The organism is Candidatus Centipeda massiliensis, from assembly GCF_900290285.1.
In the GTDB taxonomy this organism is placed as follows: Bacteria; Bacillota; Negativicutes; order Selenomonadales; family Selenomonadaceae; genus Centipeda; species Centipeda massiliensis.
Map to the genome: position 1 here is coordinate 673,100 of NZ_LT985754.1, position 25,633 is coordinate 698,732.

The 25,633-nt window shown below is 55.3% G+C and carries 25 protein-coding genes; all 25 read left to right on the forward strand.

Translation table 11 applies throughout. The annotated features are described in order from the left end of the window. The first annotated feature begins 56 nt into the window (after nt 1–56). Nucleotides 57–410 carry a Sec-independent protein translocase subunit TatA/TatB gene (locus C8273_RS03225; RefSeq protein WP_106626372.1) on the forward strand — a complete coding sequence of 118 codons (354 nt, stop codon included), beginning with the start codon at nt 57–59 and terminating at the stop codon, nt 408–410. Between the two features lie 19 nt (nt 411–429). Next, nucleotides 430–651, forward strand: a complete 222-nt coding sequence (gene tatA, locus C8273_RS03230) for a twin-arginine translocase TatA/TatE family subunit (protein WP_106626373.1) — start codon at nt 430–432, stop codon at nt 649–651. Between the two features lie 3 nt (nt 652–654). Next, complete coding sequence (gene tatC / locus C8273_RS03235; RefSeq protein WP_106626374.1) at nt 655–1,485, forward strand: twin-arginine translocase subunit TatC; 831 nt, start codon at nt 655–657, stop codon at nt 1,483–1,485. An 11-nt stretch (nt 1,486–1,496) separates the two neighbouring features. After that, entirely contained in the window at nt 1,497–2,957 is a 1,461-nt protein-coding gene (locus C8273_RS03240) for a menaquinone biosynthesis decarboxylase (RefSeq protein WP_106626375.1), read from the forward strand. Nucleotides 2,958–2,965: 8 nt separating this feature from the next. Continuing rightward, nucleotides 2,966–3,814 (forward strand): 4-hydroxybenzoate octaprenyltransferase, encoded by an 849-nt coding sequence (locus C8273_RS03245; RefSeq protein ID WP_199821007.1) that lies wholly within the window; start codon nt 2,966–2,968, stop codon nt 3,812–3,814. A gap of 12 nt (nt 3,815–3,826) precedes the next feature. Next, complete coding sequence (gene folD, locus C8273_RS03250) at nt 3,827–4,681, forward strand: bifunctional methylenetetrahydrofolate dehydrogenase/methenyltetrahydrofolate cyclohydrolase FolD (RefSeq protein WP_106626377.1); 855 nt, start codon at nt 3,827–3,829, stop codon at nt 4,679–4,681. A gap of 14 nt (nt 4,682–4,695) precedes the next feature. Continuing rightward, nucleotides 4,696–6,360, forward strand: coding sequence for a formate--tetrahydrofolate ligase (locus tag C8273_RS03255; protein WP_106626378.1), 1,665 nt, complete (start codon nt 4,696–4,698; stop codon nt 6,358–6,360). Between the two features lie 13 nt (nt 6,361–6,373). Next, nucleotides 6,374–8,416, forward strand: coding sequence for a sulfatase-like hydrolase/transferase (locus tag C8273_RS03260; RefSeq protein WP_106626379.1), 2,043 nt, complete (start codon nt 6,374–6,376; stop codon nt 8,414–8,416). A gap of 22 nt (nt 8,417–8,438) precedes the next feature. Next, nucleotides 8,439–10,832 carry a sulfatase-like hydrolase/transferase gene (locus C8273_RS03265; RefSeq protein WP_106626380.1) on the forward strand — a complete coding sequence of 798 codons (2,394 nt, stop codon included), beginning with the start codon at nt 8,439–8,441 and terminating at the stop codon, nt 10,830–10,832. A 72-nt stretch (nt 10,833–10,904) separates the two neighbouring features. Continuing rightward, nucleotides 10,905–11,696: a helix-turn-helix transcriptional regulator gene (locus C8273_RS03270; RefSeq protein ID WP_106626381.1), complete on the forward strand. Its 792-nt coding sequence runs from the start codon at nt 10,905–10,907 to the stop codon at nt 11,694–11,696. A gap of 84 nt (nt 11,697–11,780) precedes the next feature. Next, nucleotides 11,781–13,280 (forward strand): B12-binding domain-containing radical SAM protein, encoded by a 1,500-nt coding sequence (locus C8273_RS03275; protein WP_106626382.1) that lies wholly within the window; start codon nt 11,781–11,783, stop codon nt 13,278–13,280. A 4-nt stretch (nt 13,281–13,284) separates the two neighbouring features. Further along, nucleotides 13,285–13,476, forward strand: coding sequence for a hypothetical protein (locus tag C8273_RS03280; protein ID WP_106626383.1), 192 nt, complete (start codon nt 13,285–13,287; stop codon nt 13,474–13,476). Further along, nucleotides 13,473–14,108, forward strand: coding sequence for a PglD-related sugar-binding protein (locus C8273_RS03285; RefSeq protein ID WP_106626384.1), 636 nt, complete (start codon nt 13,473–13,475; stop codon nt 14,106–14,108). Before C8273_RS03280 ends, C8273_RS03285 begins: the two co-directional genes overlap by 4 nt. A gap of 21 nt (nt 14,109–14,129) precedes the next feature. After that, nucleotides 14,130–14,354 carry a hypothetical protein gene (locus C8273_RS03290; RefSeq protein ID WP_039981080.1) on the forward strand — a complete coding sequence of 75 codons (225 nt, stop codon included), beginning with the start codon at nt 14,130–14,132 and terminating at the stop codon, nt 14,352–14,354. Then, nucleotides 14,354–15,382 carry a 3-oxoacyl-ACP synthase III family protein gene (locus tag C8273_RS03295; RefSeq protein ID WP_106626385.1) on the forward strand — a complete coding sequence of 343 codons (1,029 nt, stop codon included), beginning with the start codon at nt 14,354–14,356 and terminating at the stop codon, nt 15,380–15,382. Before C8273_RS03290 ends, C8273_RS03295 begins: the two co-directional genes overlap by 1 nt. Further along, nucleotides 15,379–16,143, forward strand: coding sequence for an SDR family NAD(P)-dependent oxidoreductase (locus tag C8273_RS03300; protein ID WP_106626386.1), 765 nt, complete (start codon nt 15,379–15,381; stop codon nt 16,141–16,143). Before C8273_RS03295 ends, C8273_RS03300 begins: the two co-directional genes overlap by 4 nt. Nucleotides 16,144–16,160: 17 nt before the next feature. Further along, the gene (locus C8273_RS03305; protein ID WP_106626387.1) at nt 16,161–17,195 is read left to right on the forward strand and encodes a 3-oxoacyl-ACP synthase III family protein; all 1,035 of its coding nucleotides are present in this window, start codon (nt 16,161–16,163) and stop codon (nt 17,193–17,195) included. Nucleotides 17,196–17,208: 13 nt separating this feature from the next. After that, nucleotides 17,209–18,297 carry an FkbM family methyltransferase gene (locus C8273_RS03310; protein ID WP_106626388.1) on the forward strand — a complete coding sequence of 363 codons (1,089 nt, stop codon included), beginning with the start codon at nt 17,209–17,211 and terminating at the stop codon, nt 18,295–18,297. A 12-nt stretch (nt 18,298–18,309) separates the two neighbouring features. Beyond that, on the forward strand, nt 18,310–18,792 hold the full coding sequence (locus tag C8273_RS03315) for a 3-hydroxyacyl-ACP dehydratase FabZ family protein (RefSeq protein ID WP_106626389.1): 483 nt from the start codon (nt 18,310–18,312) through the stop codon (nt 18,790–18,792). A 20-nt stretch (nt 18,793–18,812) separates the two neighbouring features. Then, nucleotides 18,813–20,618 carry a thiamine pyrophosphate-binding protein gene (locus C8273_RS03320; protein WP_106626390.1) on the forward strand — a complete coding sequence of 602 codons (1,806 nt, stop codon included), beginning with the start codon at nt 18,813–18,815 and terminating at the stop codon, nt 20,616–20,618. Next, nucleotides 20,611–21,657, forward strand: a complete 1,047-nt coding sequence (locus C8273_RS03325) for an N-acetylneuraminate synthase family protein (RefSeq protein WP_234343822.1) — start codon at nt 20,611–20,613, stop codon at nt 21,655–21,657. Before C8273_RS03320 ends, C8273_RS03325 begins: the two co-directional genes overlap by 8 nt. Continuing rightward, entirely contained in the window at nt 21,654–21,896 is a 243-nt protein-coding gene (locus C8273_RS03330) for an acyl carrier protein (protein WP_106626392.1), read from the forward strand. The genes C8273_RS03325 and C8273_RS03330 overlap by 4 nt, the downstream gene beginning before the upstream one ends. A 32-nt stretch (nt 21,897–21,928) precedes the next feature. Then, nucleotides 21,929–23,344 (forward strand): AMP-binding protein, encoded by a 1,416-nt coding sequence (locus C8273_RS03335; protein ID WP_106626393.1) that lies wholly within the window; start codon nt 21,929–21,931, stop codon nt 23,342–23,344. After that, nucleotides 23,334–24,413 (forward strand): LuxE/PaaK family acyltransferase, encoded by a 1,080-nt coding sequence (locus C8273_RS03340; RefSeq protein ID WP_106626394.1) that lies wholly within the window; start codon nt 23,334–23,336, stop codon nt 24,411–24,413. The genes C8273_RS03335 and C8273_RS03340 overlap by 11 nt, the downstream gene beginning before the upstream one ends. Beyond that, nucleotides 24,397–25,596 (forward strand): acyl-CoA reductase, encoded by a 1,200-nt coding sequence (locus tag C8273_RS03345; RefSeq protein ID WP_106626395.1) that lies wholly within the window; start codon nt 24,397–24,399, stop codon nt 25,594–25,596. The genes C8273_RS03340 and C8273_RS03345 overlap by 17 nt, the downstream gene beginning before the upstream one ends. Nucleotides 25,597–25,633 lie beyond the last annotated feature (37 nt).

A 25,633-nucleotide genomic window follows, 5' to 3' on the forward strand; every position in this document is an offset into this window, starting at 1 on the left:
GCGTCTGTAACACTTGAGGGAGACACTGTTTTAGGAGAGCACATAAGGAGATATCCATGTTTGGCATTGGTGTACCCGAACTGATTTTGATTTTAGTGGTGGGGCTGATCGTCTTTGGCCCGGGCAAGCTGCCCGAGATGGGGCGCTCGCTCGGCAAGGGCATCCGTGAGTTCCGCAAGGCATCGAATGCGCTGACGGCGGCGATCAACGCCCCCGAGCCGCCGCCCGCACCGGCACAGCCTGCGGCGCAGCCCGCTGCCCAGCCTGCACAGACGGTACAGGCGACGACGGAAGCTCCCGCTGCAGCACCGACCCCCACGGCAACGCCCACCGCAGCTACTGCGGCAGCTGCCGTTGAGGCACATCAGGCGGCGCAGAACACATCTAATCATACAGAAAATAAAGCATAGTATATTCTAGGAGGATCTTATGTTTGGTCTGGGAGTTCCCGAACTCGTACTCATTCTTATCATCGGACTCGTGATTTTCGGCCCCGGTCGTCTGCCCGACATCGGCAAGGCACTCGGCAAGAGTATCAAGGAGTTCAAGTCCGCCAACAACGAACCGCAGCAGGCGCAGCGCACGGAGATCAACGTCACCGAGGAGGCAAAGCAGATCGAGGGCGGCGAGAAAAAAGAGGCAAAGAGCTGACCCATGGCGGAGGAATCGAAAGAGGCCGAGGCAGAGCAGAGCGGCACGAACGGGGAGCAGCCCGTTCCCGCACCTGCGCAGCCGGCAGCACCGCCCGCGCCCGCCGTGGAAACGCAGACGGCGGAAGAGGCTGCGGCGGATGATGGGAGCATGACGCTCATCGCCCATCTGACGGAACTGCGTTCGCGGCTCATCAAGTGCCTGCTCGCCGTTGCCGTCGGCTCTGCGGTCGGCTACTACTTCATCGACGACATCATGCACTATCTGACCGTACCGGTCGGAAAACTCTACTATATGCAGCCCGCAGAGGCGTTCTTCACCTACATCAAGATCGCTGTCGTCGTGGGCTTTCTTCTCGCGCTGCCCGTGATCTTCTACCATGTGTGGCGCTTCTTCCTGCCCGCACTGACTCGCGCGGAACGTCTGGTACTCGGCATCGTCGTACCCGTTTCGGTCATTCTCTTCTTCCTCGGGCTGGCGTTCTCGTTCTTCCTTGTCTTCCCCGCTGCGATCATGTTCTTCAAGGGATTCGGCAACGACGAACTCGAAGCACTGTTCTCCGTGAACCGCTACTTCGAGTTCGTCATCATGTTCGTGCTGCCGTTCGGCTTTGTCTTTGAACTGCCGCTCATCATCACGATCCTCGGCAAGCTGGGCTTTATCTCCTCCACATTCCTGCGGAAATACGCCCGCATTGTCATCTTTCTCTCGTTTGTCATCGCTGCCGTGATCTCGCCGACCCCCGACGTGTTCACCCAGTCGATGATCGCCCTGCCGATGATCGTGCTCTATGGCATCGGCTATTTGATCGTACGATTTATACTCAGAAAATAGGAGGGAATATCTTGGCATATAAGGATCTGCGCGAATACATCGCCGCACTCGAAGAGCGCGGACTTTTGAAGCGCATTACGGCAGAGGTCGATCCCGAACTGGAGATCACCGAGATCACCGACCGCATCTCGAAGCGCGAGGGGGCGGAGAACGTCGCGCTCCTCTTTGAGAACGTCAAAGGCTCGAAAATGCCCGTGCTCATGAACGCATTCGGCAGCTACGAGCGCATGGCACTTGCGTTCGGCGTGGAAAAGCTCGACGACGTGGCGGATGAACTGACGGAGATCCTCAAGATCCCGCATATTTCCCTCCAAAACAAGATGAACCTCATGACGCTCATCCCGATGGCGCGCAAGGCGATCAACTTCCCGAAATACGTGAAGAATGCGCCGTGTCAGGAGATCATCGAGACAGAGAATCCGAATCTTGATGAGATTCCTATCCTGAAGTGCTGGCCGGACGACGGCGGCCCGTTCGTGACCCTGCCGCTCGTCTTTACGAAGAACCCGGCGACGGGCAAGCGCAACGTCGGCATGTACCGCCTGCAAAAGTATGACAGCCGCACGACGGGGATGCACTGGCACATCCACAAGAACGGCGCGGAGAACTTCCGCGATATGAAGGCGCGCGGCGGACAGCGCATCGAAGCGGCGGTCGCCATCGGCACCGATCCCGTTGTGACATACGCTGCGACCGCACCGCTCCCGCGCGACATCGATGAGATGGTCTTTGCGGGATTCCTGCGCCATAAATCGGTCGAACTGGTGAAATGTGTGACCGTCGACCTCGAAGTACCCGCAACGGCGGAGATCATCCTTGAAGGCTACGTCGATACAAACGAGATGCGCCGCGAGGGCCCCTTCGGCGACCACACGGGCTACTACTCGCTCGCGGACGAGTACCCTGTATTTCACATCACGGCGATCACGCACCGCAAGGATCCGATCTACTCCGCAACGGTCGTTGGGAAGCCCCCCATGGAGGACTGCTTCCTTGCAAAGGCGACGGAGCGCATCTTCCTGCCGCTCTTAAAGCAGATGCTGCCCGAGGTCGTGGATGTCAATATGCCGCTTGAGGGCGTGTTCCACGACTGCATCGTCGTGTCCATCAAGAAGCAGTTCCCGATGCACGCGCGCAAGGTCATGCACGCGCTCTGGGGCATGGGGCAGATGATGAACGTGAAGATGATCATTGTCGTGGACGCGCACGTCAATGTGCAGGACATGAAGGAAGTCTGGTGGCGCGTTTTCAACAACATCGACGCGAAGTATGACCTTGAGATCGTGCAGGGACCTCTGGACGTGCTCGACCACTCCTCGCCAATGGCGAAATGGGGCTCGAAGCTCGGCATCGACGCGACCAAGACGTGGCCGGAGGAAGGGCACGCGCGCGAGTGGCCCGACGAGATCGTGATGTCCGAGGACATTGTGCGGCGCGTCAATGAACGGTGGAAGGAGTTCGGTCTGGATTGAGCTGGTGGATGGAGCGCCTGCGGGCGCATATCAACAATACCGCCTTTCATCATACGGTGTTCTCCCTGCCGTTCGCCCTGATGAGCGCACTGCTCGCGGCGGGAGGAAATCCGCCGCTCGGCGACCTCGGCTGGATCGTGCTCGCCATTACGGCGGCGCGTTCGGCGGCACTGGCTCTCGACAATCTTGCCGATCTGAAATATGACAAGCAGCAGCCCCGCCTCGCCTATCGCGCGATGGTGCAGGGGCGCGTGACCAAGGTGGAGGCGCTCGTCTTTATAGGCGTGTGCCTCCTTGTGCTTGTATTTGCAGTGCTGCAGCTGAATCCCGTCTGCATCCGCCTCCTGCCGTTTGCGGCTGTGCCCTTCCTCATCTACCCCTATATGAAACGTGTGACGGGCTGGGTGCATCTCTTCCTCGGCATCGCCATCGGCATGGCACCGGCGGGCGGCTGGGTGGCAATCAGCGGAAAAGTAGAGCTGCCCATGGTCATCCTCTTTATCGCAGTCGCACTCTGGATCGCTGCGTTCGATGCAATGTACGGGGCGCAGGATGAGGAATTTGACCGCAGTCAGGGACTCCACTCCCTTGCGGTCTCGTTTGGGGCGCACGGCGCGTTTCAGATCTCGCGTGCGATGCACGTCCTCTCGATCATTCTCTTTGTGGTACTCGGGGTCATGATGCACCTCGCATTTCCCTACTACATCGGCGTCGGCATTGCGGCAGGGACGCTCGTCTATCAGCACCGCATTGCGAGCCCCACGGACTTCTCGCGCGTGACGCAGATGTATTTCATGCGCAACGGGATTGTGTCGATTGCAATTTTTGTCTTTACATGGATCAGCTATCTGGTATAAAAGGAGAGCGTTATGGCACGCATTTTGTATGGAAAAGAGTTCGCCGCAAAGATCAAGGAGGAGGCGGGGCGTGCGGCGGCAGAGCTGAAAGCCAAGGGCATTCTGCCGCATCTTGCCGTCATCATTGTGGGCGCAGATCCTGCGTCTGAAGTCTATGTTCGCAACAAAGAGCGGGCATGTGAGGAGCTGGGCATTCTCTCGGATCATATCGCCCTGCCCGCCGAGACGACGAAGGAGGAGCTGCTTGCGTGCATTGACGCGCTGAATGCGGACGATGCCGTGCACGGCATCCTCGTACAGTTGCCCCTGCCCGCACAGATTGAGGTGCATGAGGAGGAGATCCTGAGCCGCATCGACCCGCGCAAGGACGTGGACGGCTTTCATCCCGTGAACGTCGGGCATCTCGCCATCGGTGCGCCGGGACTGCGCCCCTGCACCCCTGCGGGCTGCATCCGTATGCTCGACTATGCGGGCATCCCCATCGAGGGCGCACGAGCCGTTATCATCGGACGCAGCAATATCGTCGGCAAGCCCATGGCAATGCTGCTATTGGAGCGCCATGCGACCGTGACCGTCTGTCACTCGCGGACGAAGAACCTTGCAGAGGTTGCACGCGAGGCGGATATCCTCGTCGCGGCGGTCGGGCGGCCGCACTTCGTTACGGCGGATATGGTGAAGCCCGGAGCGACCGTCATTGATGTCGGCATCAACCGCATCGCACCGAAAACACTCGTCGGCGATGTGGACTTTGATGCCGTATCTGAGGTCGCGGGCGCGATTACGCCCGTGCCGGGCGGCGTGGGACTTCTCACCGTTGCCATGCTGATGGAGAACGTCGTGCAGGCGGCAAAGATGCAGAGAGGATAGGGAGGCGCGTAGAAATGAAATCCGATGTAGAAATTGCACGTGCGGCGCAGCTGCGCCCCATCACGGAGATCGCAAAGACACTCGGCATTGCCGAAGAGCATATCGAACCGTACGGCAGGTACAAGGCGAAGCTCACGCCCGAAGCACTTGCGGGCGCGAAGAACACGCGCGGCAAACTCATCCTTGTCACCGCGATCAACCCGACCCCTGCGGGCGAAGGCAAGACAACGACGAGCGTCGGGCTCGCCGATGCCCTCCACAAACAGGGCAAAAAGACCGTCGTCGCACTGCGCGAACCGTCCCTTGGCCCGTGCTTCGGCATGAAGGGAGGCGCAGCGGGCGGCGGCTATGCACAGGTTGTCCCGATGGAGGACATCAACCTCCACTTTACGGGCGACTTTCACGCCATTACCACGGCGCACAACCTCCTCGCCGCGCTGATCGACAACCACATCTTTCAGGGGAATGCACTCGATCTCGATGTGAACCGCATCGTCTGGAAGCGCGTACTCGATATCAACGATCGCGCCCTGCGCCATGTCGTCACGGGGCTCGGTGGACGCGTCCACGGCATTCCGCGCGAGTCGGGGTTTGACATCACCGTCGCCTCGGAGATGATGGCGATTCTCTGCCTTGCGGATGGACTTGCGGACATGAAGAAGCGCCTCGGGCGCATTCTCATCGGCTGGACGCGCGGCGGCCGTCCCGTGCATGCAGAGGAGCTCGGTGCGACAGGTGCGCTGACGCTGCTCTTCAAGGACGCGATCAAGCCGAACCTCGTGCAGACCATCGAGGGCACGCCCGCCTTTATCCACGGCGGTCCCTTTGCGAACATCGCACACGGCTGCAGCAGCGTCATGGCGACGAAATACGCGCTGAAATGTGCGGACTACGTCGTGACCGAGGCGGGCTTCGGCGCCGATCTCGGCGCGGAGAAATTCTTTGACATCAAATGCCGACTGGCGGGATTTTCGCCCGATGCGGCGATCATCGTCGCCACCGTGCGCGCACTCAAGATGAACGGCGGCGTGGGGAAGGACGCGCTTGGCGTGGAAAACCTCGATGCACTTAAGCGGGGCGCGGCGAATCTCGAAAAACATATTGAGAACATCGGCAAGTTCGGACTGCCCGCTGTCGTTGCCGTCAACGTCTTTCCGACGGACACCGAGGCGGAGCTTGCACTCCTTGAGGAGATCTGCGCGCGGCTCGGCGCGAAATGCGTGCGCTCCGAGGTCTGGGCAAAGGGCGGTGCAGGAGGGCTTGCCCTTGCGGATGCCGTGACGGAAGCACTCGGCAAACGTGCGGACTTTCACCCTGTCTATGATGCAAAGGCGTCCATCGCAGAGAAAATCGAAGCGATTGCAAAGGAAATCTACGGCGCGGAGGGCGTGGACTTCACAGACACGGCAAAGAAGCAGCTTGCGGAGATGGAGGCACTCGGCATGACCGAGACGCCCGTCTGCATGGCAAAGACGCAGTACTCCCTCTCGGACAATCCTGCGCTCCTCGGCCGACCGGCGGGCTTCCGCATCACCGTGCGCGAACTCCGCGCCTCCTGCGGGGCGGGCTTTGTCGTCGCACTCACGGGAAATATCCTCACCATGCCGGGGCTGCCGAAGACACCCGCGGCGATGGGCATGGACATCACAGAGGACGGCGTGATTACGGGGCTGTTCTGAGGAGAGAGGGACGATGATGGAGCAGACTCAGCGTGCGAACCATGTGAAATGGATACGCGCTTTGGCGCGTAAACTTACGACGGCGATTGCGGAACAGAACTTCGATGTTGAAACACAAAAAGCTGCAGAGGAGTACCATGCACTTTGCTCGCATGGAGAACTTTACGAACTGTTTTGTGCTGAGGCATCTCTTTTCTACGGCAATATTGATAAAGCTGTTTACTGTGGGGAAGCGGCATATCAAAAGCGTCGAATGAGCACGGCGGTCTGTGATTTCCTATACCGCGTCTATTATGCAGCGGGGCGTTATGATCGCGCAATGCAGTTCCTTGTTCTTTCCAAGGGGCATGATGCGATGGTCTTCCCGCATGATCCGGAGGAGCGTATTTCGTTTTTCCGTAAACTGAGCGCGGCATCTCTGGATGCACGGTTTGCCCCATTTGCGAAGGTGCCCTATCTTGTCAACGGTGTCATGCAGACTCGTACACAAGCGGTTTTTGCGGAGGAACTGCCGAGATTTTCTGAAGAAATGCCCGCCTATTGGGCGGGCATTTACAATCCTTATGGGCAGATCTGCATCAAGGACAAGGTGCTGGATCTCATGAATACAAAGGCGGATGAATACGATCTGCCGATCTACAATGACTTCCTCTTTGACTTGATGAAAGCACAGGAGCATACGGAGATTCATGCGGAGCCCGAGGACGGCAGCTCCGTACTTCTGCCGATTGCGGCGAAGACGGTACGGCAGTCACTGCATTTCACGGCGGAGAATTTGCAGCGGACGATGCTGCTCAGCAAAGCGGAGTTCAACTTCTACCGCATTGAGGAGCCTGTAACGATTCATTCGGAGCTGCCCTTCGCCGTCGGCGCACCGATTGTCCTTCGCCATAGTCTGCGGCGCAGAAAACTTGTGTTGAACATTCTCGCCGACGGACTCAGCTGGAAGGAGGTGCAGCGAGAGAACTGCGTATGTGTGCCGAATATCATGCACTTCTTTGGGAAAGGCGTGATCTTCGATCATAACTATTCGACGGCAGAGTATACTTATCCCGCTCTGCCCTCCATCGAGTCAGGGTTGTACCAGCATCATACACAGATTGCTGCACCCGGCATACCGTTTGCCCTGCCGTCCTCCTGTATCACAATGTCGGAGCAGATGAAGCGCCTCGGCTATTACTGTACGAATATCCAAGGGGATGGGGAAGGAGTATACAACGGTGCGACGCGCGGCTTTGACCGACTGATTGTGAATCATTGGTCGCTGCGCGCCATGGACGGGATCGAGCGCACGATCCGGCATTTAGAGGCGTTCGGCGAATGTGACAACTTCCTGTTTATGCACTTTGCGGATACGCACCCTTACAATGGGGATGTGAGTACGCCGGTCGGTGCACAGGCACGTCTTTGTCTTGCGGACGCACTGCAGGCACAGAGTACCGAGGCGGCGGTCTTTCTAAAGCCGAATCCGCTTAGCCAATATGTCAACCATGCGGAAATACGGGCGGTGGATCGGCAGCTCGGATATCTGTTCGAGTATCTGACATCACACTATGAGGACGATGAGTACATCGTTCTGCTCTACTCTGATCACGGCACCTCCGTCCACGCGCGCAGTCCGTACCTCATGAGCGAGGAGCAGACGGGCGCGGCACTGATGGCGCGCGGCGCGAATGTGCCGTGCCTAGGACGCGTGGACGAGCTGACAAGCTCCGTGGATATCTACAAGATTCTCGGAAAGCTTGCGGGCTATCCGATTGACGCCGCATATCTCGACGGGAACCTGCCGGAGGCATTCGGCGGACAGCGGCGGGAGTATACTGTCAGCAACTCCATCTACCCGGGACAGACCTATAAAATCTGCGTGCGTACGGAGCGTCATGCCTTCCACCTTGAGACGGAGGAGCTCACGCGTGAGGACGGAACGATCTCACTTGATCGGTACACGTACCACATTCACGAGCGCGATGAAAGCTATCACGAGGTATTTGACGATGCGCTTACACGGTATTTCCTCGATATCGTGTGGGCATATACGGAGAGTTTTCGGCGGTAGGGAAGAAACATAGGGGGGGACAATGGCAGAGACATTTGATGTGCAGTATGTTGAGGGGGTGCGGGAACTGATGGCGGCGTACAACGAGAGTGAGGATGCGGAACTCTATCGCGCACTCCATGAACTGTGTTATGCGCCGAATGAGGCGACACTGCGGGAGAATTATGCGAAGAATGCCGCGTGCTATGCGGCATCGTATGATGAACCTGAACTGTCCGAATACGATGATCTGCCCGCGCTCCTTTTTCCCGTGACAAACGCATACAGCGTTCTCTTTGACAAGAAAGCGCACCGCTTTTGTATGGATGCGGAGACGGGGCTTTTTGTGCTCCTCCATATCCTTGTGTTTGGGGAAGAGAATGCCATTCCACAGGCGGCGGAGCGTTATCGCCGCACCCATGACGAGATGCGGGGACGCACCTTGGCGCAGGAACTGGAGGCGGCGATTGCGGCGCAGGACTTTGGTGCGGATGCAGAGGAAAAGGCGGAAGAGTATCATCGCCTCTGTCCGCTGGGGGAGCTTTATGAACTCTTCCGTGCCGAGAAAGCGCTGGCTCAAAAGGATCTTAAGAAAGCACTTTCCTATGGGGAAGAGGCGTATGCAAAACGCAAGATGAGCGTGCGTACCTGCAATTTCCTCTCGCGTGTCTATCGTGCATCAGGACAGCTCGACCGTTCCCTGCTCTTTCAGATCTTATCCCGCGCAAATCCGCCGGAGCATCTCCCGGAGGATGATGCGGAACTCTTGGGACGTTGCCTTCACGCACTGACCATCGGCTACACACCGTCGCGCTACGCGCCGCTGATTCGAGAGGTATATCAACAGGACGGCAAACTCGACACAAGGCTTTGCATCCATATTGGCGCGGAGGTTCTGCGTTTTTCCGAGGATTTGCCGCAGTATCGGGTGGGAGTCTACAATCCATACGGCATGATGCACATGGGAAGCCGATTGGTTGACCTTATGAATACGGCAACCGAAGAGCACCAATTCCTGATATATCATGATTTCATCTTCGACATCATGATAGCGGACGAAAAGAACAACATTCGCATGGAACCAAACGGATACAAGCTGCTTCTTCCGATTGCTGCAAAGGAAGATCAGCAAATTTTATTTTTTCAAGGAGAAAACATTGACCGTTCAATGCTTCTTGGGCGTGGTGAGTTCAATTTTTATCGCATCGAAGATTCGGTGATGATCCGGGCAAATCGACCATTTCTTATGGGTGAGCCAATTATCTTGGGGCATGATAGGCACCGCAGGAAGATTGTCCTGAACATTCTTGCGGATGGACTTTGCTGGAAGGAAATGCAGCGGGAGAACTATGCGCTCATCCCGAATATCATGCGATTCTTCCAAAAAGGTGTTATTTTTGACAATTCGTATTCCTCATCGGAATACACCTATGCTGCCCTTACAACGATAGAAACGGGACTCTATCAACACCACATACAAATTACTGAACCGGGACAGCCATTTACCCTTGACCCCACCTATGTGACGATATCCGAACAGATGAAGGCGCTGGGTTACTACTGTGTCAACATCCAAGGGGATGGGGAGGGAATCTACAACGGGGCGACGCGTGGTTATGATCGGCTGATTGTGAACCACATGATGGTGCATGCAGCGGATGGCGTGGAGCGCACGATCCGGCATTTAGAGGCGTTCGGCGAATGTGACAACTTCCTGTTTATGCACTTTGCGGATACGCACCCCTATAACTCGGACATCAGTACGCCTGCCGCCGCATCGACACATCTGCCGCTTGCCGATGTCCTGCAGGAGCAGGATATGTCCGCATCTGTCTTTCTCAAGCCGAATCCCCTGAGTCAGTATGTCAACCGCAGGGCGATTCAGGACGCAGATCGGCAGCTCGGGTATCTGTTTGACTATCTGACATCACACTATGAAGACGATGAGTACATCGTTCTGCTCTACTCCGATCACGGCACTTCCGTCCACGCGCGCAGTCCGTACCTCATGAGCGAGGAGCAGACGGGCGCGGCACTGATGGCGCGCGGTGCGGGGGTGCCGGCGCTCGGGCGCGTGGACGAGCTGACAAGCTCCGTGGATATCTACAAGATCCTCGGAAAGCTCGCGGGTTATCCGATTGACGCCGCATATCTCGACGGGAATCTGCCGGAAGCATTCGGCGGACAGCGGCGGGAGTATACCGTCAGCAACTCCATCTACCCGGGACAGACCTATAAAATTTGCGTGCGTACGGAGCGCTATGCGTTCCACCTTGAGACGGAGGCGCTGATCCGTGAGGATGGGACGATCTCGTTCGATCGGTACACGTACCACATTCACGAGCGCGATGAAAGCTATCGTGAAATCTTTGATGATAGACTCGCGCGGTATTTCCTCGATATCGTGTGGACATATACGGAGAGTTTTCGGCGATAGATACGAAGAAGGCGTGAAATGGAGCCTGTGAAAGAATCACGGATCAAATGAACAGATAGAGCGAGGTGCTCAATGGACGCATTAAAGGTAGGACGCAGCATTGCATTTCTGCGGAAGCGCTATCGCATGACACAGCGCACATTGGCAGACTGTCTCCATATCAGTGACAAGGCTGTTTCCAAGTGGGAACGAGGGCTTGCAGTACCGGATGTTTCACTTTTGGGGAAGCTGTCCGTGATTCTTGATACGGATATCGAGAGCATCTTAGAGGGCAATATCGCGAGCTTTGACGTACGTTGGAACGGCATGCTGACCATGGAGTATCCGAAAGGGATAGAGGCATCTGCCCTTGTCTATGATAAACCAGCGGTTTACCTGCAGCTGTCGTATTTTATGCTGGCGGGCATTACGGATATACATATTCGGGGAAAATCTTCTGATGTCGAATGGGTGAAAGAACATCTTGGCAGCGGAAAATCACTTGGCATCTCTCTCTCCTATGGGGAGGAAAAAGATAGAAATGACGACATAACAGGGACGATGCAAGTGTATGGACTATCATTTCTCTATGGGAAGGATCTGACGAAATCATTTCGACGGATTCTATACGGAGCACACTCTTCCTGCAGACTCGAAAGCTATCGGGGCATACCGCTGGGCATTCAATTCGATCGAGCTTCAGCAATGTGTCAGCGGATCAGTTTGAAATTGGAACGCGGCGTTGTGGCGTTTCCAATACAATCGCTTCAGGATCTACATACTGCGTCGAGTCTGATTCATCTGATACAGCAATCTATGAATGAGAATATATGCTCTTTATCTGAAATCGCATATCATCGAGGGCTGCTCCACGAGACGCCATAAATGGTAAACTGCACGGCGATTGCCAGATGTGGAATTTTAGAGGATAATGAGGACGTATTTTGAGAGAGATAGAGGAATACGTGAATGAACATGAATGAGCAGATGATCCTAACAGGTCGTCAGGAGCAGATTCGCGATCTGGATATACTACCGCGATGGGATCGCAGTCTGGTGGACTATCGCAAATATCATCAGTTTGTAGGGCAGAGTGGCATTCGTTATGAGATGACAATGCAGGCGACACGCGGCTGTCCCTATCGCTGCTTCTACTGTGATGTGCAGCATTTGACACCCATGCACCGACGTCGCTCCGTGGAGAGTGTGTTCGATGAGGTGAAATATCTGCACGATATGGGCGTTCGCAAGAGCGAGTTCATCGACGATGCATTCAACGTCAACGTCAAGGAGTTCAAGGCGTTCTTCCGCAAGGTCATTGATTCCAAGATGGATATGAGCTTTTATTTCCAGAGTGGGCTGCGCGGCGATCTGCTCGATGAGGAAGCCATTGACCTCATGGTGGAGGGCGGCACGAAGAGCATGAATTTGTCGCTCGAAAGCGCGTCGCCGCGTCTCCAAAAGCTCATGGGCAAGTATCTTCGCATCGAGCGACTGCGTGAGAATCTCGACTACATCGTCCGTACATATCCGCAAATTATTATTGGGTTGAATGCGATGCACGGCTTTCCTACGGAAACGGAGGAAGAGGCGAAGGCGACAGTGGACTTCGTCATGCAGGTGAAGTGGCTGCATTTTGCCCAGCTGCATAATGTGCGTATCTTCCCGAACTCCAGACTCGAGCAGGTCGCACTCGAAAATGGCGTGACGAAGCAGGAGATCGAGGAATCGTTGACGCTGCCGTACCATATTATCCCGCCGACCATCAAGCTGGATCATGATTTCTCCCGTCGTCTGCGTCTGACGTTTGTACATAAGTACATCCTAAATCCGGAGCGTCTGCGCTACGTGCTCAAAGAGCAGCTTGCTGTCATGAACGAGGAGGAGCTGATCTACAAGTATCGTACGATCTTCCCAACGCATGTCGAGACACTTGACGATATCCTCCGCCTAGCGAGGTTGAAGCGGGAATCCATCGACGTATCGAAGATGCCGAAGGCGGAGGTTCCTCATATTCATTATCCAAAGCGCACCGAAAAGGCGGCAAAAGGAGCGTGCCGTATTCTGTTCGTCGATGCGAGCTACTTCTTTTCTGCTGACCGCATGAATGAGATTCAAGCCGTCGAGCCGCCCCTTGGCTGTATGGCGATCCTCTCCTATTTGAATCAAAAATATGGGGATCGCATCTACGGCGAGATCGTCAAGACAGGCGTCGATGTAGATACGATGGGGGAACTGCGCGAACATGTCCAGGAGTTTCAACCGGATCTTCTCATGCTGCGCACGCTGACGTACTATAAGGATTTCTTTGTCGACGTCATCACTGAGCTCAAAAAACTCTTTCCGCATGTGCCGATTGTGGCAGGTGGTCCGCATCCGACGATCGATCCGGAGGATTGCCTCTGTCGCGGGGGGGGTGGACGTATGTGTTATCGGAGAGGGCGAAATAGTCTGCGGCGAGCTGGTTGAGCGTATGCTGCAGGATGGGCGGTTTCCCAATACGGAGACGCTGAAGGGGATGAAGGGCATCGCGTTCCTTGATTGTGAGGGCGATGGGCACACCAAGACGAGTGAGGGAAAGTCGTCATCTTACTCACGCTATCCACTATGGACATCGAGTGACTTTGATGTGGAAAAGGCGAAACTTACCGAGGAAAGCGCATGAAGCATTTAATTATCATAGGTGTCGGCGGTTTTGCACGGGAACTTTTTTGGAACGCACATGATTCTGTCGGGTATGGTACGGGCTGGGACATCAAGGGGTTTCTCGACGGAGATGTGGAACTGGCGGCGGAGGAATATGAAAAGCTTCCCTTGCCGGTGCTCGGAGATGTAGATTCGTATGTGATACAAACAAACGACTGCTTTATCTGTGCAATCGGCAGTCCGAAAGTGAAGGAAAAACTTGTGCAAAGGGTTTTGGTACGTGGCGGCGAATTTATCAATGTAATCCATAATACTGCTATCGTCCATCCGACAGTGCAGATGGGACGGGGTAATATCCTCTGTCCGCTCGTGCACATCCTCGACCATGCGAAGGTCGGAGATTTCGTTACCTTCAACGGGCGTTCCGGCATGGGGCATGATGCACAGATCGGCGATTACAGCAGCGTGATGTCGGCAGTTGATATAACAGGCTACGTGCGGGCAGGAAAGCGAACATTTTGGGGGAGCGGCTCCCGAGCACTTCCGCATAGTCGCATCGATGACGATGCGACGGTCGGTGTCGCGAGCGTCGTGTTCAAGCATGTAAGGGCAGGCGCGAAGGTCTTTGGCAATCCTGCGCTGCCAATTTGATTGTGGTGGGAGGTTTTAACCGTGACAGAACAGATGTTTTTAGAAGAAATGACGGATCTTATGGATACAGAAGAGGAACTTTCCATGGATACTGCCCTTTCCGATATCGAGGAATGGGACTCGTTGAGTCATGTGGCGTTTATGGCGTTTGCCGCGACAAAGGCGGGCGGAAAGGTCGCACCGGCAGACGTAAAGGAGGCGCAGACCATGCGTGATCTCTACGGGTTGCTTTGTGGAGCAAAATAATGATCGGGCTTCTTAAAGACGTAGGCATTGAGGCGTTGACGGCGACCGTGGCAAAGAACTGCGTGCCGGTAGAAGAAGTTTTGAAAGATCTGATGTCGGAAAAGAAAGCGAAGCGCCTCGCGCACGGAACGGGCATTGAGGCGCTGAGCATTGCACCGCCGGAGATCTGCACCTCGGATCTGTGCTTTGACAGTGCACAAAGGCTGTTCGCCGAAATTGGCCAAAGTGAAATCGGTGCGCTCATCTTTATCTCGCAGACGGCAGACTATCTGACGCCCTCGACAAGTTACTATCTGCAGCACAGGCTTGGTCTTCCGCATGAGATTCTCGCATTCGACGTCAATCTCGGCTGCTCAGGCTTTTGCTACGGCGTGTTTCTCGCCGGAACCCTACTGCCTGCGCTCGGCGGGCGCAAGGTACTCATCTGCTGTGGGGATACATCGAGCCGCAACGTCCATCCGGAGGACTCCTCTATGCTATCGCTTGCGGGCGACGCAGGGGCTGCGGCTGTCGTTGCTCCGGTGCAGGGTAGCGACCTCTGTTATCATATTGAGAGCTTTGGGGAGATGGCAGACTATCTTCTCGTTGCGCGCGGCGGCTATCGTGCACCCCGCATCGCGGATGAGACGGGGCTATCCCTTCACAGGGATAATTATGTTGTCATGGACGGGATGGGGGTCATGAACTTCACGATTGACGAGGTTCCGAACAACATCCGCGCGCTGCTCAACTTCGCCACGTTGGATATTGCTGGGATTGACCGTGCGATCCTCCATCAGGCGAACGCCATGATCGTTCGGACGCTTGCCGCAAAAATCGGCATGGCGGAGGAGTGTGTGCCGTTTATGAGCGGGCGGATTGGCAATACAAGCTCGGCGTCGATTCCCGTATGTCTTGCGGAGATGGCGCGATTGGGAACGCATGAGGGCGGCAGATTCCTGCTCTCTGGATTCGGCGTTGGCATGTCGATCGCATCTCTTCTTATGGATTTTTCGCAGGCGCAGGTTTTGGAGACGAATGCGATATGAGTGATGTGCAGTTTGATTTCAAAGGAAAGAACTTCGTCGTGGTCGGCGCTTCGTCCGGACTTGGTCGGCAGATTGCACTCGAACTTGCAGAGAGCGGCGCGCATGTTCTTGCTGTTGCGCGAAATGAAACGCGATTGGAGGAGTTGGCAAATGCTTCGCCGCTGATCCATACGGCAATTCTTGACGTCCTGACGGCATCTGCAGATGATTGGTTAGCTGTGCTTGAGGAATTTGTTGAGCAGCATGGAAAGCTCCATGGCGGTGTGTATACGGCGGGCATATCCGGGTCGACACCGCTGCGGGGATTTGATGACGTGCTTGCTCATCACGTTATGGAAACGAGCTTTTGGGGAGCCATTCGTGCACTTCAGGTTATGACGAAAAAAAAGATCTCGCGGGAACGCGCATCGTTTATCCTGTTTTCTTCTGTGGCAGGATTCGTAGGGGAAAAGGGGCTCTTTGCCTATTCCGCAGCAAAGGCTGCGGTTATGGCGGGGGTAAAGTCACTCGCACATGATCTTGCACGGAATCGGAAGCGAATCAATTCGATCAGTCCAGGATATGTGCGGACAGAAATGACAAGACAGTATGAAAAAGAACTGGGCGTGCCCGAGAAGGTCATCGGCAGACATCTTTTTGGGATAGGCGAGCCGAAAGATGTGGCAGGCATGGTACTGTTTCTTTTGAGTGACCGAGCGGAATGGATTACGGGGCAGGATTTTATCGTTGACGGCGGTTATATACGTGGTGCGTGGAACTGATTAGGAAGGCTTAGGTTATGCCAATAGCGAGAATTGCCGCACTGTCGGCGGCAATACCCAAAGAACAAGTGGATATTATGGATCTCGGCTTTGATGCGGAGACGATGCGTCGGACGATGAAGCTGACGGGCGTTCATGCGGTGCGTTATGCGCCGATGGAACGCACCGCATCGGACTACTGCCTGCGCGCTGCACAGGAGATTTTTGATAAGACGGAGGCAGAACCTGCGGATGTGGACGGCATTATTTTTGCTACCCCGCATCCGGACTATTCCTATCCGGGCAACAGCAGCGTCATCCAAAGTGCGCTTGGAATCCCGAAGCGCTGCATTACGGTGGACATGCCTCATGCCTGTACGGGCATGATCTATGGATTCTACCTTGCCGACCTCTTTATACGGGCGGGCGATTGCAAGAATGTGCTCGTATGCTGCGGCGATACGTCGTCGCACCATCTCAATCCGAAGGATCGCGCGATGCGTATGGTCATCGGTGACGGCGGGGCGGCGGCGCTCGTGACGGGCGGCGGCAGCGTGCCGTCACAGTATGCATTTCATCACGACGGCGACGGGCTCAAATACCTCTATACGCCGGCGAGCGGGGAGCGGATGCCGCGAGAACGCGGTGTAACAGATATCCCGCAGACGGACGCCGAGGAGAATGTCCGTACACTCGAAGATGAGTATATGGACGGCATGGAAGTCATGCGGTTCGTCATGAACGAAGTTCCTCCACGCATCAACGAAGTGCTCGACAAGAGCGGCTGGACACATTCGGATGTCGATGTTTATGCCTTGCATCAGGCGAACGATTTTATTTTGAAGAGCTTGGCCCGCGCAATGAAGCTCGATAAGCATAAAGTCCTGTTCGATATTGATGGAACGGGCAACATCGGCGGTGCATCACTCGTGCTTGCGCTCTGCCATGCAGCGGAGGCGGAACATGAGCCGTGGGAGCGCGCCGTCTTGGCGGGCTTCGGGTCGGGGCTTTCCACTGCGGCGATGACGACGAGTCTTGCCGAGACCCGGATTTTTCACGCGATTGAACTATAAGAGGGGAAAGAGTATGCTATACATACCACATTATGAACGCAATCTGCAGGATCATATTTATGAGGATATTCAGGCAGATGGGCGTCCGATCGTCATTTACGGAGCCGGTGAGATCGGAAGATTGACTGCGGGGCTGCTCAAAGAACATGGGATTGAACCGTATGTGTATGCTGTAGATCGCGCCTATTACAAAGGCGGTATGACAGTCGACGGGATGCCGGTTTGCTGCTATGAGGAACTGCTGCAGGAAGCGGAGCGCTATCTTTTTCTGCTCGGCATCGGTCAGCCCGGTGAACGCGTCCGTGCTTTCATGGAAGATCCGCGGGGGCGACGGGTTGCCCATACGTCGCCCTATGGAAAGTTTGCGCCGATGGACTATGATTTCCTAAAGAAGAATGAAGAAAAGTTTCAGGAAACATACGCACTGCTTTCGGATGATTTGTCCCGCGAGACGATGCAGGCATATATTAATCTGAAACTGAGCGGGGATGTGCGCTTTAATTTTGAGGTGTTTGAGCCGGATCAGTATTTCAATGAAGTGACAAGTGTTTGTCGGGGAGGGACATTCGTGGACTGCGGAGCATTTACCGGCGATACGGTAGAAGCCTTTGCCCGCTGGTCCGGCGGCTCGTGCAAAGGAATCGTTGCACTTGAACCTGATGCATATAATTACAAACTGCTGAAGAAACACGTTGCATCCTATCCGTTCCCTGTGGAAACGCATCCCGTCGGGGCGTGGTCCGAAGCAGATATACTGCATTTTCAAATCAAGGAATGGTATGGTTCACTCCTTGACCCAGAGAGTGAAGATGTGGTTCGCGTGGATGCGCTTGACAACCTACTCCATCAGGATGTGGATTTGATTAAGATGGATATTGAGGGCGCGGAGATGCACGCGCTTTCCGGTGCACAGGAAACGATACGACGCTGCCATCCCGTACTTGCGATTGCCGTCTATCACAAGGCGGAGGATCTGGTGACCATTCCGCAGTACATCAAGACGTTTGAGACAAAGGACGTGAGATACCGTTTCTGTCTGCGCAAGCATCAGATATTCAGCGAGTTGGAACTTGATTTGTACGCATTGCCGGAGCGTCGATGAGGAGGGAGGAGAATGGACGGGATCACAGAAAAACTGACACATATTGATGCCTATGCCATTCAGCAGTATCAGCAAAACCGGTATCCGCTCCTGTTCGTGGATGAAATCGAGGAAGCAGTGCCAGGGCAGTCGGCAAGGGGATATAAAAATTTTACTTACAATGAGTGGTTCTTTCCCGCGCATTTTGAAGATGAGCCGAATGTACCGGGCTTTGTGCAGATTGAGGCACTGACGCAGGTGTTCTTGATGACATTTCTGACGATCCCGGAATACAAGGGAAAAAAGACGGGATTCATCGAGGTAAAGAGCCGTTTCCGCAAGAAGATTGTTCCCGGCAATCGCCTCGATGTAGAATCAGAGCTTTACAGCTTCAAGAGAGGACTTGCAAAAGGGATTTCCAAGGGGTACGTGAACGGGGAGCTTGCCTGTCAGGCAGAGCTTCAGATTGCGATTCCGGATGTGATGCTGCAGTATCGGCCGCTGGGCGGCAAATGATTCGTTGATGGGAGGCTGGCGTGGAACGTGTTGCGGATTATGTCATGCGGCGGTTGCATGAGGCAGGTGTGGGGCTTGTTTTTCTGGTGACAGGACGAGGAATCCTGTTCCTCACGGACGCACTCGCGAAGGAAGAGGGGCTGACTCCTGTTCCAACCTATCATGAGCAGGGCGCCTCCTATGCGGCAATGGCTTATGCACAGGCGAGGGGAGGATTGGGAGCATGCCTTGTCTCCACCGGATGTGCCGCGACAAATGCCGTTACTGCAGCTCTTTGCGCATGGCAGGACAATGTTCCTGTGATCTTTATCTCCGGTCAGCACATGCTTCATGAGACCACTGCATATACGAAGCTGCCGATTCGTACATACGGTTCTCAGGAGGCTGACATCATCAGCGTCGTAAAGCCGATTACGAAGTATGCGGTCATGCTGCAGGATGCAAAGGATATTGCGGTCGAACTCGATAAATCCTTTCACTTTGCGATGACGGGGCGCAAGGGACCCGTATGGATTGATATTCCTCTCGATCTGCAAAACGCACGGATCGACTCGGAGAAATTAGAACGATGTGCGTTGGAAGATGTATGCCCCAGAATTGCTGCGGGGGAAATGTCGGAGATCATTGCGGGGCTGAGCGAGGCGGAACGTCCGATTCTCCTCTTGGGGGGCGGTGTTTGTTCGGCAGGTGCGCAGCAGTTTGCTGCGGAGTTCGTTCAAAAGGCACATATTCCAGTCGTCTTTACACCGGCTGCGGCGGATGCATACGGCTCTGCGCATGCGCTGTCCATTGGTGCTGTCGGCAGTATCGGCGGCAGTCGGGCGGGGAATTTCGTTTTGCAGCATGCGGACTACATACTGGCTGTTGGGACGAAACTCTGTTCACAGGTGACCGGCGCAAAAGATGTTCCCTTTGCGCCCTGTGCACGGATTGATGTTGTCGATATCGATGCAATGGAACATCGCAAAGCAGGAGTTCGGCGTACGGTTTTCCTTCATGCAGATGCAGGGGATTTTTTTCAAGCACTTTGTTCGATGGAACTTTCTTCCGTGCGAGAGGAATGGCAGGGGCAGTGCCTCCACTGGAAGCGTGTATTTGCGGTTCCGGAAGAGGCATTCGTCCAACAACACGCAGCACAGAATGAAATCGAGCTCTATGGATTTTCCTATGAGTTGGGGAAACACCTTCCGGAAGATGCAACCGTTATCACGGATGCAGGGCTCGAAGAGCTTATCGTTCCCGCGGCGATTCCCTATCGTTTGGGGCAGCGATGCCTCTTTCCTGCGGCACAGGGAGCAATGGGGTACGCGATCCCGGCTGTTTTGGGAGCATATTTCGCAGGAAAAAAGAACATCATAACCATTGTAGGCGATGGCTCTATCATGATGAATATGCAGGAACTCTATATCATCGCGGAGCACCGAGTTCCGGTAAAAATTTTTGTCATCAACAATAATATGTACGCTGTTATTCGCAAACGCCAAAAGGATTTGTTCCGCAAGAGGACGATCGGCAATGACCCCTCGGATGGTGTGCCGGCACCGGATTTCTCTCAGATGGCGGCAAGCACCGGGTTCGCCTATGCGAAGATTGTGGACGTGCGTGATTTATCCATGCGGATCGATGAGGTCTTGCGTATGGATGGCAATGTGCTCTGTGAGGTCATATGTACGCCGGAGCAGAAATATCTGCATCAGTCCTACGCGCTGAATGAACAGCGCCGCTTGGAGCATCGTCCGCTTGAGGATTTGTCCCCGTTTATGGAGCGGGAGAAATTCGCACGGGAAAAATTGTATTTTGACAGGGAGGGGGATGCACATGAGTGAATGCAGCTTTCGGGATGGGCGCATTGTCAGTGACTATGGTGTGCCCTACTTCGTTGCGGAGGTCAACAGCAGTCATAATGGAAATGTGGAGACTGCACGGAAGATGATTGATGCCGCAGCAGATATCGGTGCGGACTGTGTCAAGTTCCAGTCATGGTCTGTCGCGAGTTTGTACTCTAAGACCTATTATGACGAGAATCCGATTGCGAAACGATTCGTGGAGCGATTTGCACTGACATCAACCCAACTAAAGGAAATGGCGGACTATGCGCGCGCTCAAGGAATTGAATTTTCTTCAACGCCGTATTCGGAGGAGGAAGTTGATTTCCTCTTGGAGGAGTGCAAGGCACCCTTCTTGAAGGTTGCCTCCATGGAACTGAATAATCCTAGATTTCTATCCTATATTGGTCGGAAGCGGGTTCCTCTGGTCCTGTCGACCGGCATGGGGACGATGGAGGAAATCCGACGTGCTGTGCAGACACTGGAAGATGCGGGGGCAGAGGAAATCTGTTTGCTGCATTGCATCTCCATCTATCCGACGAAGGTAGAGGCGCTAAACCTGCGCAATATCCTTGGTCTGCGGAAGGAATTTCCGCACTTTCCCATCGGGTTTTCCGACCATACGGAGGACGATGCCGCCGCTGTCGCGGCTGTCACATTGGGAGCGGCACTCATCGAAAAGCACCTGACACTGGATCGCAGCAAGGTTGGCATGGATAACGGCATGGCGACGGAGCCGGAACCGTTCCGTAAACTGATCGACAAATGCCGCATGGTTCAAATGGGACTTGGCTCAGAAGAGCGCGAGGTGTTTCCCGAGGAGCTTGCGCAGCGCAGAAAGATGCGCCGCAGCGTTGTCGTGGTGAAAGATCTTCCAGCGGGGCATGTACTCTGCGCGGAGGATCTTTATGCGAAACGTCCGGGAACGGGGATTCCGCCTGACAGGATCGAACTTCTGGTAGGGAAAACGTTGCGGCGTGCAGTGAAAGAGGATACGCTGCTACAGGAAGATGATATTTTGGAGGATGGTATCAGATGAAGAACATGGAGAAGTATACGCAGGTTTTTGTGGAGATGTTCGGTAAAAGCGCGGACGAGGTCAAGAATCTGCACTATCAGGACATCATCGAGTGGGATTCGGTAGGGCATATGACACTCATGTCCGGCCTTGAGGATACATTTGATATCATGATGGAGACGGATGATATCATCGACTTTGATTCCTATGAGAAGGGCATCGAGATTCTGAAAAAGTATAACGTCGACTTCGGAAGCTGAGAGGGTGGCGAGCTTTTTTATGAGATGGGGGGATGATTATGTGGGATTTTTCTCAGTTTCCGGCAAGGACAGCGCTCATCTGTGAACAGAAGTGTCTGTCCTATCGCGAACTGGCGGAGATTTCGACGGAAATCGCATCGGCAATTCCCTCCCGAGCGCCTGTCTTTCTTTTAGCCCGCAATTCGCCCGCCGCGATTGCGGGCTATGTCGGTTTTGTGCAGAACGGAATTGTGCCCGTGATGATCGACGCCGCACTCGATGCGGGGCTGCTCACCGCGCTCCGTGCGGCGTATCGTCCCTGCTATGCGTGGGTTCCGGCGGAACGTGCGGAAGAGTTTCAACCGAGCCTTGAGGTTCTGCGGCACGATGAGTATGTGCTGCTCGATTTGGCGGAGAAAAACCCCTTTCCCCTGCATGACGATCTCGCACTCCTTATGACGACATCGGGTTCTACGGGCAGTCCGAAGCTCGTGCGGCAGAGCTATGAGAATCTGTGTGCCAATACGACGTCCATTGTGAAATATTTGCATTTGGACGAGACGGAGCGCGCCGTGACGAATCTGCCCCTGCACTATGTCTACGGCCTTTCGATTCTGAATACGCACCTTGCGGTCGGTGCCTCGGTTGTTGTGACGGAGAAGACGCTCTTTGACCGCAGTTTTTGGCAGCTCGTGCGGGAACGGGAGGTGACGAGCTTCGCCGGTGTTCCCTATACCTACACAATGCTGAAACGGCTGCGCTTTTTCCGCATGGAGCTCCCTGCCCTGCATACACTGACGCAGGCGGGCGGCAAGCTCGATCCCGAACTGCACAGCGAGTTTGCTGCGTATGCGGATGCGCACGGGAAGAAATTTGTCGTGATGTACGGTGCAGCAGAGGCGACGGCACGCATGGGGTATCTGCCGCCGCAGGATGCACTGGAAAAAGTCGGGGCGATGGGCGTCGCGATTCCGGGCGGCAGGTTCGCGCTCGTCGATGAGGCGGGCGAGGAGATCACGGCGACGGATACGGTCGGGGAGCTGGTCTACTACGGCGCGAATGTTACGCTCGGTTATGCGGAGAGCGGCGCGGATCTCGCTCGGGGCGATGAACGCCATGGACGCTATGAGACGGGCGATCTTGCCCGCCGCGATGCGGATGGGTACTACACCATCGTTGGGCGCAAGCGCCGCTTTTTGAAGATGTTTGGGAAGCGGACGAATTTGCAGGAGGTTGAGCACATCCTGCGCCAGCATTTCGGTGAAATCGAGGTCGCATGCGCAGGCATTGATGACAACCTCTACATTTTTGTGACGCAGGAGGAGCTTGTCCCTGAGATCGTGCCGTTTTTGAGTGCAAAGCTCGGTCTGCACCATTCTGCATTTACGGCGCGGTGTATTGCAGAGATCCCAAAAAATGCTTCGGGCAAGACGGTCTATCGGGAGCTGGAGCGCTACTATGACGTATGAAGATGTACTCGCCCTGCCGCCGTTCGGTGTGGGGCACGCGGAAAAACAGGAACTTCTGCGTGGGGAGTTGCTGCGTCTGACGGAGCAGCACAGAGCGCACTGCGCGCCTTATGCGCGAATGATGGAGGCAATCCACTTTTCTCCCGCAGAGGTGCGTTCGGTGGAGGATATTCCCTTTTTGCCCGTGCGGCTCTTCAAGGAGATGGAGCTGCGGAGCGTGGCAGCGGAGGACGTGTTCAAGACGATGACCTCGTCGGGGACGACGGGGCAGCAGGTGTCGCGGATTTTCCTTGACCGCAAAACGGCGGCGAACCAGCAAAAGACACTTGTGCGCATTGTCTCTGATCGGATTGGGGGCAGCCGCATGCCAATGATCATTCTCGACTGCCCCTCTGTTCTCAAAAATCGCGCGATGTTCTCGGCACGCGGCGCAGGGATTCTCGGTTTTTCGATCTTCGGACGAAAGAAGCTCTACGCGCTGAATGATGCGATGGAGCTGCAGCTGGATGCGATTCATGACTTTCTTGCAGAGAACGCAGGGGAGCGCATTCTGCTCTTTGGCTTCACGTTCATGGTCTGGCAGTATTTCTATCGGGCGCTGAAGGCGGCGGGCGTGCATCTGAATCTCAGCGGCTCTGTGCTCATTCATGGCGGCGGTTGGAAAAAGCTCGCCTCCGAGGCGGTTACGCCTGCGGCGTTTCGTGCGGCGCTGCGTGCGGTTTGCGGCGATCTTGATGTTGCGGACTACTACGGTATGGTCGAGCAGACGGGCTGTATCTATCTTGAATGCGCGGAGGGACATCTTCACACAAGCACGTACTCTGACGTTATTGTGCGCCGTCCGCTTGACTTCTCGCCCGCAGACTTCGGCGAGCGTGGCATCATCGAGGTGGTCTCACTTCTGCCGGAGTCGTACCCGGGGCACGCACTTCTGACGGAGGATGAGGGCGTGCTGGTTGGTGAGGACGACTGTCCGTGCGGGCGCAAGGGGAAGTATTTCAAGGTGCTTGGCAGATTGAAACAAGCGGAGCTGAGGGGGTGCAGTGATACCTATGCAGCAGCATTTTGACAGCGTGACCTACGCGCTCGACAGTGCGGGAATCGAGGCACAGATGGAAAATGTACGCCCGCTTCCCATTTTTTCGACGGAAGCTGTTGCCTTTCTCACCGCTCTCTCGGCACGGATTCTTGCCGATGCGGAGGCGAAGGCGTACCCCGACGTCGTAACGCTCGGCTTTTGGTGCCGCCCCGCCGCGCTGCGGCAAATGCAGAGAACCTACGAAGCAGAAGTGAATCGGCTCGGGCGCGGTATTGTTTTTCACATTGCACCCTCGAATGTAGCCGTGAACTTTGCCTACTCATGCCTTGCGGCGTTTCTTGCGGGAAACGCGAGCATTGTGCGTCTGCCGTCGAAGGACTTTCCACAGGTCGATGTTCTCTGTCGGATTTTCGCACAGACGCTGGTGGATTTCCCTGCACTCCTCCCCTACTTCCTCTTTGTCCGCTACGGACACGTGCAGGAGGTGAACGAGCACTATTCGTGGATGTGCCAGACCCGTGTCGTATGGGGCGGGGATGCGACGATTGAAGCCATACGCCGCGCAGCACTTCCGCCGCGCGCGAATGAAATCACGTTTGCCGACCGCCACTCGCTTGCCGTCATCGATGCCCCTGCCTATCTTGCGGCAGAGGACAAGGAACGGATTGCGCAGGACTTCTACAACGATACCTATCTCAGCGATCAAAACGCCTGTACCGCGCCGCATTTTATTATCTGGCTCGGTGCAGCAGAGAAGGTCAAGGCGGCGCAGGAGGTGTTTTGGAGCACCCTGCATACGCTTGTGAAGGATCGCTACACGCTGCAAGGCGTTCAGGCGGTGGATAAGCTGACGCAGCTCTATCGGCTTGGTGTACACGCCGCGGCGCGGCAAGTTCCGATGGAGGACAACCTTATTACGCGCGTCTGTGTGGCAAAGCTGACGGAGGAACTTGCCGCCTACAAGGCGGGAAGCGGTTTCTTTATCGAATATCGGGCGCAGGAACTTGCAGAGATACGACCGCTGTGCGGCATTTCGTGCCAGACGCTTTCGTATTATGGCGTGGAGCGGGACAGCTTCTTGCGGGAGGTGCTTGCCATGCGCCCTGCCGGCGTGGATCGCATTGTACCCTTGGGGCGCACGATGGACTTTGCGCTCGTCTGGGATGGCATTGATCTCATTCGGACGATGAGTCGTGTGGTACAGGTAATATGAGGGATGGTTTTTTGACGCGACATGATAGAGGGGAATC